Source organism: Micromonospora sp. NPDC005291 (assembly GCF_040607415.1).
In the GTDB taxonomy this organism is placed as follows: domain Bacteria; phylum Actinomycetota; class Actinomycetes; order Mycobacteriales; family Micromonosporaceae; genus Micromonospora.
In genome coordinates this window covers 56,127-68,577 of record NZ_JBEXGR010000009.1, presented here as the reverse complement: position 1 = coordinate 68,577, position 12,451 = coordinate 56,127, and the positions used below count along the sequence as shown (strand labels likewise).

At 72.6% G+C, this 12,451-nt stretch carries 8 protein-coding genes; 3 read left to right on the top strand and 5 right to left on the bottom strand.

Going from position 1 to position 12,451, the window contains the following annotated elements; all coding sequences use genetic code 11:
- The first annotated feature begins 36 nt into the window (after window positions 1-36).
- Complete coding sequence (locus ABZT18_RS14975) at window positions 37-1,209, top strand: PQQ-dependent sugar dehydrogenase (RefSeq protein WP_354997071.1); 1,173 nt, start codon at window positions 37-39, stop codon at window positions 1,207-1,209.
- A gap of 61 nt (window positions 1,210-1,270) precedes the next feature.
- Window positions 1,271-2,845 carry a metallophosphoesterase gene (locus ABZT18_RS14970; protein WP_354997070.1) on the top strand — a complete coding sequence of 525 codons (1,575 nt, stop codon included), beginning with the start codon at window positions 1,271-1,273 and terminating at the stop codon, window positions 2,843-2,845.
- Between the two features lie 27 nt (window positions 2,846-2,872).
- Here ABZT18_RS14970 and ABZT18_RS14965 read toward each other — a convergent pair whose 3' ends face one another.
- Entirely contained in the window at window positions 2,873-5,230 is a 2,358-nt protein-coding gene (locus ABZT18_RS14965; RefSeq protein WP_354997069.1) for a pyruvate dehydrogenase, read from the bottom strand.
- Between the two features lie 120 nt (window positions 5,231-5,350).
- Window positions 5,351-6,850 (bottom strand): Asp-tRNA(Asn)/Glu-tRNA(Gln) amidotransferase subunit GatB, encoded by a 1,500-nt coding sequence (gene gatB / locus ABZT18_RS14960; RefSeq protein WP_354997068.1) that lies wholly within the window; start codon window positions 6,848-6,850, stop codon window positions 5,351-5,353.
- A gap of 121 nt (window positions 6,851-6,971) precedes the next feature.
- Here gatB and ABZT18_RS14955 point away from each other — a divergent pair, with 121 nt between their 5' ends.
- A complete protein-coding gene (locus ABZT18_RS14955; protein WP_354997067.1) occupies window positions 6,972-7,553 on the top strand; it encodes a hypothetical protein in 582 nt (193 codons plus the stop codon).
- 76 nt (window positions 7,554-7,629) lie between these two features.
- Here the strand turns inward: ABZT18_RS14955 and gatA are convergent, their stop codons facing one another.
- From gatA to ABZT18_RS14940, 3 genes are all read right to left on the bottom strand, one after another.
- Window positions 7,630-9,105: an Asp-tRNA(Asn)/Glu-tRNA(Gln) amidotransferase subunit GatA gene (gatA, locus tag ABZT18_RS14950; RefSeq protein WP_354997066.1), complete on the bottom strand. Its 1,476-nt coding sequence runs from the start codon at window positions 9,103-9,105 to the stop codon at window positions 7,630-7,632.
- Between the two features lie 76 nt (window positions 9,106-9,181).
- Window positions 9,182-9,487 carry an Asp-tRNA(Asn)/Glu-tRNA(Gln) amidotransferase subunit GatC gene (gene gatC, locus ABZT18_RS14945; protein ID WP_354997065.1) on the bottom strand — a complete coding sequence of 102 codons (306 nt, stop codon included), beginning with the start codon at window positions 9,485-9,487 and terminating at the stop codon, window positions 9,182-9,184.
- Between the two features lie 157 nt (window positions 9,488-9,644).
- Window positions 9,645-12,299 carry an EAL domain-containing protein gene (locus ABZT18_RS14940; protein WP_354997064.1) on the bottom strand — a complete coding sequence of 885 codons (2,655 nt, stop codon included), beginning with the start codon at window positions 12,297-12,299 and terminating at the stop codon, window positions 9,645-9,647.
- Window positions 12,300-12,451: the final 152 nt, after the last annotated feature.

The window sequence follows — 12,451 nt, the reverse complement described above, 5'->3', positions numbered from 1 at the left end:
CCCGGCCGGGCCGTACGGCGGGCTACCCTGGGCCGGGTGAGAGCCCGTCCCCCGTACCCTCGCATCCACCGCCTCCGGGTGGCCCTCGCGGCGTCCTGCGCGGCGCTGCTGTTCACCGCGGGTTGCAGCTTCGGCGAACCGGAGCCCGACCCGGCCGGTGAGCCGCCCAACCTGCCAACCCCGTCCGCCTCGGCGAGCCCCGGCGGCGCCGGCCAGCAGGCGGTGGCGACCGTGCTCGCCAAGGGTCTGCGGGTGCCCTGGGCCATCGCGTTCCTGCCGGACGGCGGCGCGCTGGTCACCGAACGGGACAACGGCCGGATTCTCCAGGTCGGCCCCGAGTCCGGGCCGGACGGGCTGCGGGTCCGCGCGGTGCAGACGATCCCCGACGTGGCGGCGGCGGGCGAGGGCGGCCTGCTCGGCATCGCCGTCTCCCCCAGCTACGCCAAGGACCGCACGGTCTTCGTCTACTACACCGCCGAGCAGGACAACCGGGTCGCCCGGCTGCAACTCGGCGGGCAGCCCACCCCGATCCTCACCGGCATCCCCAAGGCCAGTGTGCACAACGGCGGCGGGCTGGGTTTCGGCCCGGACGGGCAGCTCTACGTCAGCACGGGTGACGCCGGTCAGCGCCCCCTCTCCCAGGACGTGAAGAGCCTCGGCGGCAAGATCCTGCGGATCACCCCGGACGGCAAGCCCGCCGCGGGCAATCCGTACCCCGGTTCCCCGGTCTGGTCACTGGGCCACCGCAACGTCCAGGGCTTCACCTGGGACGCCGCCAAGCGGATGTACGCCGTCGAGTTTGGCCAGAACACGTGGGACGAGGTCAACCAGATCACCAAGGGTGGCAACTACGGTTGGCCGGAGGTCGAGGGGCGGGCCGGCGACAAGCGGTACACCGACCCGATCACGCAGTGGGGGACGTCGGACGCGTCCTGCTCCGGTCTGGCCGCCACGGACCGGCTGCTGGTCACCGGCTGCCTGCGCGGCAAGCGCCTCTGGGTGATGGAGGTGACCGACACCGGTACGCTGCTGGGTCAGCCCAGTGAGCTGCTCACCAACCGGTACGGCCGACTGCGTGCCGTGGCCGCGGCACCGGACGGGTCGCTCTGGGTGAGCACCTCCAACCACGACGGGCGGGGTAACCCGGCGGCTGAGGACGACCGGCTCCTGCGGGTGGTCTTCGCGGGCGGCGACGGCGGCCGCAGCTGACCTTCGTCACCATCCGTTCGGGTTTGCCAAGATCTTCCGACGGGCAGGTCAGACTTTCAGCATGGACGGGCAGCGCGACGAGGAACACGACGCCGCCGGCGACCGGGACGACCCGGTGACCGGCGGTGATCAGCCACGCCCGACGGGATCGCGGCTCGGGCCCGGCCCCCTGCGCCGCATCGGGCTGATCGTCGCCGTCCTCGCCGTGGCCCTGACCGGGGCGGTGCTCGGGGTGCTGGCCGGCGGCCAGGTCGACACCGACATCGGGCCGTTCCGGGCCAACCTCAGCATCTCCCCCGCCCGTGACGGCGGCACGACGGTCGACATACCGCCGCTCGGCGCGCTTCAGCTCGACAGCCACGACGGGCCGACCCACCTCACCGTACGACTGGGCGCACTCGACCAGGGGCGCACGGAGGCGCTGCTCGACGACCCGGCCAGCATCAGCCGGGCCAGCCAGAGCGCCGTGGAGGACGTCCGCTCCGGGGTGATGCGACTCGGCCTACGGACCCTCGGCACGTCGGTGCTGGTCACCCTGATCCTGGCCGGCCTGATCTTCCGGAACGTCCGGCGGACCGCCTGGGCGGGAGGGCTGGCGCTGCTGATCACCGCCGGCAGCCTCGGCACCGCGGCGGCCACCCTGCGTCCCCAGGCGATCGAGGAGCCACGCTACGAGGGGCTGCTGGTCAACGCGCCGGCCATCGTCGGTGACGCCCGCCGGATCGCCAACGACTACACCAAGTACGCCGAGCAGTTGCAACGTCTGGTCGGCAACGTCAGCCAGCTCTACACCACGGTCTCGGCGCTCCCGGTGTACGAACCGGCACCCGGCACCACCCGGGTCCTGCACGTCTCCGACATGCACCTCAACCCGACCGGCTGGCAGCTGATCCGGACGGTGGTGGAGCAGTTCGGCATCGACGTGGTGATCGACACCGGCGACATCACCGACTGGGGCAGCGAGCCGGAGGCGTCCTTCGTCGGCTCGATCGGCCTGCTGAAGAAGCCGTACGTCTTCATCCGGGGCAACCACGACTCGGGCCGGACCGGCGCCGCGGTGGCCCGCCAACCGAACGCGATCGTGCTGAACAACTCGACGACCACGGTCGCCGGGCTGACCATCGCCGGCATCGGCGACCCGCGCTTCACCCCGGACAAGAACACCTCCCCGGCCGGCAGCGGGCTGACCCAGCAGGTGGCCGACCAGGTGATCGGGGCCGGCGAGCAGCTCGCCACCACGGTGCGCCGCTCACCGCAGCCGGTGAACATCGCGCTGGTGCACGACCCGGCGTCCGCCGGGCCGCTCGCCGGCACCTGCCCGCTGGTGCTGGCCGGGCACACCCACGCTCGGCAGGTCTCCAAGCTGCCCCAGGCACCCGGGCAGCAGCCCACCACGCTGATGGTGGAGGGGTCCACCGGCGGCGCCGGGCTGCGCGGCCTGGAGGGTGAGAAGCCGACCCCGCTGTCGATGACCGTGCTCTACTTCGACCAGCAGAAGATGCTCCAGGCGTACGACGACATCACCGTCGGCGGCACCGGGCAGGCCCAGGTCAACCTGGAACGGCACGTGGTGGAAACCCCGCCCGTAGGGACGCCCACCCCGACCCCGACCCCGACCCCGACCCCGACCAGCTGAGCGCGGGCCGGGGCGGCAGCGTCGGGGTCAGCGCAGGGCGAGGGCGGCCAGGGCGGCGTTGACGATGCTGCCGGGCAGCAGGTCGTGCAACTCGTACAGCTCGGCGACGGTGCCGGACTGGCCGAACTCGTCCACCCCCAGCGGCACCGCCGGTGCGCCGAGCGCCGAACCGAGCCAGGCCATCGCGTGCGACGCGGCGTCGTGCACGGTCACCACCGGCACCCGGTCGGCGAACGCGGACCGCAGGGCACCCGGCACGCTGGGCACCGTGGCGGTCCGCACGCCCTGACGCAGGGTGCGCTGCCAGGCCCGGTAGAGCCGGTCCAGCGAGGTCACGTCCACCACGTGCGCGGCGATCCCCTCTTCGGCCAGCTCCGCGGCGGCGGTCAGCACCTCGGGCAGCACCGCGCCGGAGGCGGCCAGTTGCACCACCGGGGCATCCGCCAGGTGCGGGTACGCCTGATGCGCGTCGACCAGCCGGTACGCCCCGGCGACCACCTGCCGGCGCAGCACCGCGTCACCGAGCCGGGCCCGCGCCGCCTCGAACGGCGCCTGGTCCAGTGGGCGGGTGCTCAACCGGAAGTAGTACGCCCCGTCCTCGGCGGGCGCGGCGGTCGCGGCCGGGGTCGACCCACCGGCGATCTGCCCGAGCGCGTCGCAGAGCAGCCAGTCCAGGCTGCCGGCGTACGCAGGCTCGACGAACGTCACGCCGGGCAGCTCCAGGCCGACCGAGGCGGTGATGGTGGACTGGTGGGCACCGCCCTCCGGGGCCAGGGTGATGCCCGACGGGGTGCCGGCCACCACGAACCGGGAACCGGAGTACGTGCCGTACAGGAACGCGTCCAGACCCCGCAGCACGAACGGGTCGTAAACCGTGCCCACCGGCAGCAGCGGCTGCCCGGACAGGTCCCACGAAAGGCCGAGCTGGCCGAGCAGCAGGAACAGGTTCATCTCCGAGATGCCCAGCTCGATGTGCTGCCCAGCCGGGCTCTCGGTCCAGCGCAGCATCCGGTCCTCGGTCCAGGAACGCTGCTCGGTCGGCGCGAACACCCCGGTCTTGTTGATGAACCCGGCCAGGTTGGTGGAGGTGGCCACGTCCGGGGCGGTGGTCACCAGGTAGCGGCCCACCTCCCGGTCCCGAGCCAGGTCCACCAGCACCCGACCGAAGACCTCCTGGGTGGAGATCGGCTTGGTTGCGCGTACTCCTGTGCTTTCCGGAACGGTGACCCCCAGCGCGCGCTCGCGGGGCGCGCGGGACAGCGCCTCCCGGCGGGCGCCGGCCCGGATGCCGGCCGGTGACGCCGGATCGAGGCGGTCCCACTCGGTTTCGCGGGTCAACCCCTGCGCGGCGCGCAACGTGTCGACCTGCTCCGAGCTGAGCAGCGCGGAATGGTTGCGCGGGTTGCCGGCGATGGGCAGACCCCACCCCTTGACGGTGTACGCGAAGACGACGCTGGGCCGGTCGGTGACCGCGTCGCACTGGGCGTACGCGTCGAGCATCGCCGACAGGTCGTGCCCGCCCAGATCGGTGACGAGCGGGCCCAGCTCGTCGTCGGTGACGTCGGCGATCAGCTCGGTGATGCCGGCCGGCGCGCCGTCCAGGAACTGCTTGCGCAGCGCCGGGCCGGTCAGCCCGAACAGCGACTGGTACTGCTCGTTGGGCATCGCGTCGATCCAGTCGCGCAGCGCCTCGCCGCCCGGCCGGGCGTACGCCTCAGCGAGGCGACGGCCGTACTTGACCTCCACGACGTGCCAGCCGGCCGCCTCGAACTGGCCGCGCCACTGGTTGATCCGGATGCCCGGTACCACCCGGTCCAGTGACTGCCGGTTGAAGTCGACCAGCCACATGACGTTGCCCAGGCCGGTGGTCGCCGGGTCGGCGACCGCCTCCCAGATGTTGCCCTCGTCCAGCTCGGCGTCGCCGATCAGCGCCACGAACCGGGAGTGCGGCCGGGCGCCGAAGTGGGCGTCGACGTAGCGCCGGGTGGCGGCGGCGAAGAGCGGCGCCGCCGCGCCGAGGCCCACCGAGCCGGTGGAGAAGTCCACCTCGTCGGGGTCCTTGGTGCGCGACGGGTAGGACTGGAGGCCGCCACGGGCCCGCAGCCGGGGCAGGTAGGAACGGTCCAGGTTGCCGAGCAGGTACTGGATGGCGTGGAACACCGGGGAGGCGTGCGGCTTCACGGCGACCCGGTCCTCGGCGTCCAGGTGCGCGAACCAGAGCGCGGTCATCGCCGTGACCAGGGAGGCGCTGGACGCCTGGTGCCCACCGACCTTCACACCGTCGCCAGTGGCTCGGTCGTGGTTGGCGGCGTCCACGATCCGGGTGGCGAGCCAGAGCACCCGCCGCTGGATCTCGTCGAGCACGTCGAGGTCGTCGTGGTTCACGGTGGCTCCATCCGGGCGTCACCGTTGACGCCCTCGCGAGGGGGACGCGGGGTGGCCGCGTACGCGACCGGGGTGGCAGGCCGCCGCCGGTTCACGCCGACGGCCTGCTCCGGGTGGGTCTCAGCCCTGGACGCCGAGGCGCTCCAGGATCAGCGCGCGGAGAGTCGACGCGTCAGCCTGGCCGCGGGTGGTCTTCATGACCGCGCCGACCAGCGCCCCGACCGCGGCGACCTTGCCGCTGCGGATCTTGTCGGCGATGCCGGGGTTCGCGGCGATCGCCTCGTCGACGGCGGCGGTGAGTGCGCCGGTGTCGGACACGACCTCCAGGCCCCGGTTGGTCATGATCTCGGTGGGTGAGCCCTCACCGTCGACCACGCCCTCCAGCACCGTGCGGGCCATCTTGTCGTTGAGCTTGCCTGCGTCGACCAGGCCCTGCAACTCGGCGACCTGGGCGGGGGTGGCGCCGATATCGGCCAGCTCCACGCCGCTCTCGTTGGCCCGGCGGGACAACTCACCGAGCCACCACTTGCGGGCCGCCGCCGGGGTGGTGCCGGCCGCCACGGTGGCCTCGATCAGCTCGACCGCGCCGGCGTTCAGCACCGACTGCATGTCCAGGTCGGAGAGCCCCCACTGCTGCTGGAGCCGACGCCGGTGCACCCGGGGCAGCTCTGGCAGGGCGGCCTTCAGCTCGGCGACCCAGGCCGGGTCCGGGGCGATCGGCACCAGGTCCGGCTCGGGGAAGTACCGGTAGTCGGTGGCGGTCTCCTTCGAGCGGCCCGAGGTCGTGTCACCGCTGTCCTCGTGGAAGTGCCGGGTCTCCTGGATGATCCGGCCACCCGCGTCCAGCACCGACGCCTGCCGCAGCATCTCCGAGCGGACCGCCCGCTCCACCGAGCGCAGCGAGTTGACGTTCTTGGTCTCGGTGCGGGTGCCCCACTCCTGCCCCGGCAGGTTGAGCGAGGTGTTCACGTCGCAGCGCAGTGAACCCTCCTCCATCCGCACGTCCGAGACGCCGAGGGTGCGGATCACGTCCCGCAGCTCGGTGACGTACGCCTTGGCCACGTCGGGCGCCAGCGCACCGGTGCCCGGAATGGGCTTGGTGACGATCTCGACCAGCGGAATGCCGGCCCGGTTGTAGTCGACCAGCGACTCGGTCGCGCCCTGGATGCGACCGGTGGCACCGCCGACGTGCAGCGTCTTGCCGGTGTCCTCCTCGAGGTGCACCCGCTCGATCTCGATCCGCACCGTCTCGCCGTTGACCTCGACGTCCAGGTAACCGTCGACGCAGATCGGCTCGTCGTACTGGCTGATCTGGAAGTTCTTCGGCATGTCCGGGTAGAAGTAGTTCTTCCGGGCGAACCGGCACCACTCGGCGATCGAGCAGTTCAGTGCCAGGCCGATCCGGATGATCGCCTCGATGGCGGCCTTGTTGGCCACCGGAAGCGAGCCGGGCAGGCCCAGGCACACCGGGCAGACCCGGGTGTTCGGCTCGCCACCGAAGTCGGTCGGGCAACCACAGAACATCTTGGTGTTCGTGCCCAGCTCGACGTGGGTCTCCAGGCCGATCACCGGTTCGTAGCGCGCAACGACCTCGTCGTACGCGGGCAGTGTCGTGGTCATGAGACGCTCCAGGCGCGATCCGGGACAGAACCTGTCCAGCCTAATGGGGTTGCCCGATCAATCCTCGGGCGGGTTTCGCCGGGCGCGCGTGACGTCGCCGACGGCGGGGTACGGAGCGACCATGACGAATGCGGGGGAACGGCCAGGAGCAGAGAGCCGGCAGGTGATCCTCGCAGACGAGCAGGTGCCGCAGGGGCGGCATCGCCGCAGCACGTACGTTGTCGCCGCAGCCGTCGTGGTCGGCGCGGCCGCGATGGGCACCGCCGCGATGGTCGACGGTGGGACCGGGGGCCCCGGCCTCTTCGCGGCGTTCGGGCTGATGCTGATCCCGCCGTTGGTCGGCGCGGTCGTCGCCCTCGTCTTCGGCCGCCGGCTGATCAGGCGGATGCCCCGGACGGCCGGTGCCGACCCGACGACCAGGCGGCGGATCGTGCAGGCGTTACGCGACGGGTCCACCGACGACCCTCGTCTGGACGCGCTGGCTCGCAAGGAGGCTCGGTCCCGCGTCAGTCAACGCTGGCTGCTGGTGCTGTTCACGGTGGGCTTCCTCAGCCAACTGCCGCCCCTGGTGAGCCCGGTCAACCCGTTCACCCGCGTGCTGGCCGTACTGCTGCTCCTGCTCTGGGGAGGTGCCGCCTGGTATCGCTGGTGTGGCCTGCGGGAGGCCCGCCGCTACCTCGCCGGGCCGCCGAGCCAGCCCTGACCGATGACCGACCTGCCCGGACGCGCAATCGGCGCCGAGGGACGTGTCCCTCGGCGCCGATGCGGTGACATCCGGTCTACAGCGCCGGTGGCGTAAACGTGCCGACCGCGGACTCCAGCGCGGCGGCGACCCGGTACATCCGGTCGTCGGCCATCGTCGGGGCCATCACCTGCAGGCCGACGGGCAGCCCCTCGGAGAGGCCACAGGGCACCGAGATGCCCGGCCCGCCGTACAGGTTGGTCGGGATGGTGAACAGGTCGGCCAGGTACATCTGGTACGGGTCCGAGGTGCGCGCGCCCATCGGGAACGCCACGGTCGGGGTGGTCGGCGAGATCAGCGCGTCGACCCGCTCGAACGCGGCGGTGAAGTCCCGGGTGATCAGCGTACGGACCTTCTGCGCCTGCCCGTAGTACGCGTCGTAGTAACCCGACGACAGCGCGTACGTGCCGATCATGATGCGGCGCTTGACCTCCGGGCCGAAGCCGGCCTCCCGGGTCAGCGACATGACCTCCTCCAGCGACCGGTTGCCGTCGTCGCCGACCCGCAGGCCGAACCGGACGCCGTCGAACCGGGCCAGGTTGGAGGAGCACTCGCTCGGCGCGATCAGGTAGTACGCCGGCAGCGCGTACGCGAACGTCGGGCAGGACACCTCGACGATCTCCGCACCCATCTTCGCGAGGGCGTCCACCGACTCGCGGAACGCGGCCATCACTCCCGGCTCGGCACCCTCGCCGACGAACTCACTCACGATGCCGAGCCGCACACCGGTCAGGTCGCCGGTCGCGCCGAGCTTTGCCGCCGCCACCACGTCCGGCACCGGCTGCGGGATCGAGGTGGAGTCACGCGGGTCGTGCCCGCCGATCACCTGGTGCAGCAGGGCCGCATCGAGCACGTTACGGGCGCACGGGCCGGGAGTGTCCAGCGACGAGGAGAAGGCGACCAGCCCGTAGCGGGAGGTGCCGCCGTAGGTGGGCTTCGCGCCCACGGTGCCGGTGACCGCGCCGGGCTGGCGGATTGAGCCGCCGGTGTCCGAGCCGATCGCCAACGGCGCCTCGTACGCGGCCAGCGCGGCCGCGCTGCCACCACCCGAGCCACCCGGGATCCGGCTCAGGTCCCACGGGTTGTGCGTCGCGCCGTACGCCGAGTATTCGGTGGAGGAGCCCATCGCGAACTCATCCATGTTGGTCTTGCCGAGCATCACCGTGCCGGCTTCGCGCAGCCGCTGCACGATCGTCGCGTCGTACGGCGGGCGCCAGCCCTCCAGGATCTTCGACCCCACGGTGGTCGGTACGCCCCGCGTGGCGAGCACGTCCTTGACCGCGACCGGAACACCGGCCAGCGGGCCCAACTCCTCGCCGGCCGTCCGGCGCTCGTCGACCGCGCGGGCCGCAGCGAGCGCGCCGTCGGTGTCGACGTGCAGGAAGGCGTGCACCCGGTCGTCGACCGCGGCGATCCGGTCCAGGTGGGCCTGGGTCACCTCGACGGCGGAGGTCTCGCCGCCGGCGACCAGGGCCGCGATCTCCGTCGCGGTCATTCTGGTCAGATCGCTCATGCCGTCACTCCGCTTCGCTCCGTGACGCCATGAGGCACCACCGCGCTGCACTGCTGATTCGCTCGCTGGCGCTCGCTCATGAGGCCACATCCTCGCTCAGGATCCGCGGTACGCGGAACCGCTGGTCCTCGGCGTCCGGTGCGCCCGACAGCACCTCCTGCGGGGTCAGGCACGGCGTGACGACGTCCTCCCGCAGGATGTTGGTCAGCGGCACCGAGTGCGAGGTCGGCGGGATGTCCGCGGCGGCGACCTCGCCGACCTGGGCGACCGCCTGGAGGATCACGTCGAGCTGGCCGGCGAAGGTGTCCAGCTCCTCCTCGGTGACGGCGAGCCGCGACAGGCGCGCCAGGTGCGCGACCTCCTCGCGGGAGATGGCGGCCATCCGTGCCCCCTTCTGATGTCCTGCTGGTCGGGCGGTGTGCCGGCCGCGCGACGGGTGGAGTGTGACGCGCGGTGACCGGAGCGAGTCTATTGTTCCGCTCCGGTGCCGCGTCCCCGACTCCCCCTCCGCCGGCCCGTGCGCCGCGTCGGCGGGCGGGTCAGCGGGTGGGACGACGGCCGCCGTCCGGCTCCGGGCCGCCGGTCGGGCGGACCGGCCGGTACCGGGCCAGCCAGGTGACCAGCTCCTCGGCGGGCATCGGTCGGGCGTAGAACCAGCCCTGCGCGGCGTCGCAGCCGGCGGCGTGCAGCATCCGCCAGGTCCGCTCGTCCTCCACGCCCTCGGCGACCACCCGCAGCCCCAGCGCGCCGGCAAGATCGATCATCGACCGGACGATCGCCGCGTCGTCGGCGTCCTCGGCCATGCCGAGCACGAACGACCGGTCCACCTTCACCTCCGACAGCGGCAACCGGCGCAGGTGCTGCAGCGACGAATAGCCGGTGCCGAAGTCGTCCAGCGCGATGGCCACCCCGATCCGGTGCAGCCGGGAGATGGTGGCCAGCACCCGGCGCGGGTCGGCCATCAGGGCGCCTTCGGTGATCTCCAGTTGCAGCCGCTCGGCCGGCACCTGGTAGCGGGCCAGCCGGTCGGCGATCTGGTCGGCGATCTCGCCGGTGTGCAGGTCGCGCACGCTCACGTTGAGCGCCGCGCGCAGGCCGATGCCGGCCGCCGACCACTTGGCGAGTTGCTCCACCACGTCGTCGACCACGCGACGGGTGAGCAGCCGCATCACCGCGCTCTGCTCGGCGACCCGGATGAGTTCCTCCGGGTCGACCATGCCCCGCCGGGGGTGCCGCCACCGCAGCAGGGCCTCGACGCCGACCACCTCGCCGGTCGCGATGGCGATCTGCGGCTGGTAATACATGGTGATCTCTCCGGCGTCGCCGGGCTCACCGTCGGCGTGCGCCCACCCGGTCGCTTCGAGCGGTTGCGCCCGGATGCCCGGCCCGACGTCACGCCGCGGCCCGTTGCCGCCGTTGCCCAGCGCGGGCACCGCTCGTCCGTTCGGCGACGGCCGACCGTTCCCGGCCCCGGCGCGTCGCTCCCGGGCCGGGCCCGGGCGGGTGCCGGTGACCGTGGCTCGGGCGTTGCGGCCCCGGATCGGGTCGGCTCCGGTGGCGATCCGGTTGATCAGCTCATCGGCGTGCGCCAGCTCGGCGTCGGTCCGCCGACGGCGCCCCCACCACCGACCGCCGGTTGGCGGCGCCGTGGCGATCGCCGGCACCGGCTCCGCGTGTGGCGCGGCCTCGGCCGGGTCTCCGGTGGGCAGCGCCGCCCCGTCACCGCCGCGCACCTCCGCTGTCGCGGCGAGGGGTACGTCGACCACCCGCTCCGGGCCGGCCACCTCACCCGACACGCCGTCCCGGCCGTTGCCGTCGGCCTGCTCAGCCGCTCCCTCGACGTGCCCCTGACCCACCGGCTCGGCGTCGAACAGCCCGTCGGCCGACGGGCTGGACTCCAGCACCCGGCGCAGGTCGGCAAGCAGGCCGAGTCGCTCGGCGGAGTTGTGGTCGGACTCGGGGGCGTAGACGGCCACCGTGTCGTTGCGGTGCTTGGCGTCGTACATCGCCACGTCGGCGTGGCGCATCAGGGTGGCGAAGTCCTCGCCGTGCTCGGGGAAGAGGGCTATCCCGATCGACCCGCCCACGTCCAGCGGCAACCCGTCCAGTGGCACCGGCTCGGCCAGCGCCTGGACCACCCGGTCGGCCAGCTCACGCGCCTGAGCGACGTCGGTCAGCCCGGTCATCACGATGGCGAACTCGTCGCCGCCGAGCCGGGCGATCATCTGCGGTCGGGGCTGCACGTCGGTGAGCCGGGCGCTGACCTCGACCAGCAGCCGGTCGCCCACAGCGTGCCCGAGGGCGTCGTTGACGTTCTTGAAACGGTCCAGGTCGATCAGCAGCAGCGCCAACTGCCCGTCGGGTTCCCCGCGGGCCGTCCGCTCGGCATGCAGGTGCACCTGCTCCGCCACCTCGGCCAGCAGGGCCTTGCGGTTGGGCAGCCCGGTCAGCGGGTCGGCGGCGGCGAGGTGCTGCTGTTCGACGGTCAGCCGGGCCATCCGGTAGACGGCGAAGAGCGGCACCAGCACCAGCGGGATCAGCGCCGCGCTGACACGCGCGGCGGCGACCAGCACCGGGGCGAGCAGCAGCAGTGAACCGGTGGAGAGCAGCTCGAAGCCGAGGCCCTGACGGAGGGTGGGCCACCACCGGTCCCCGAAGCGCAGCCGCACCGCCCAGCTGACCAGCCCGTAGTTGACGACGAACCAGGCCAGCGTGGCCCCTCCGACGGCAGCCACGTCGGTCCAGTGCAGCTGGCCGCCGGAGAAGATGGTGCCGGGCCCGAGCTGGATGACCCCGTACGCGGCGGCGAGGGCGCACGCGTACTGGCCGACGTTGAACGCCGTCCGCCACACCGCGTGCCGCATCCGCCAACCCGAGACGAGCACCCCCACCGCCTGCACCACCACCGCCGGGCCGAGGCCCCAGCCGAGCAGGATCGCGAAGGTGAAGCAGGTGGACGGGAACACCGCGGAGGTCTGCCGGCGCCCCGGCGGGACGAACGGGCGGGCGTCGCAGACCACGGCCAGCGCGGCCATCGTCCAGAACGCCACCGGCAGCCGGGACACCTCGCCGGTGAGCGTCGCGAGTGGAACGGCGGCAGTCAGCGCCGCGACCACCAGGATGCCGACGACGAACGTGGCGAACGGTGCCACCCGTCCCGGGGGGAGCGAGTTGCGCGGGTCGGCGACCTCCACCACACCTCCCGACCGACCGTCGGCGTGCCGGTGCGCGCGCCGTGAACCAATGAAACGCCCTCGGCCCCTGGTTTCCCGGTATGACAGTCACGAATCGGTCGTAGTCGTAATTAAGTTGGTATACGCGGCCAGTCGCCGCGTCGAGCCGCCAG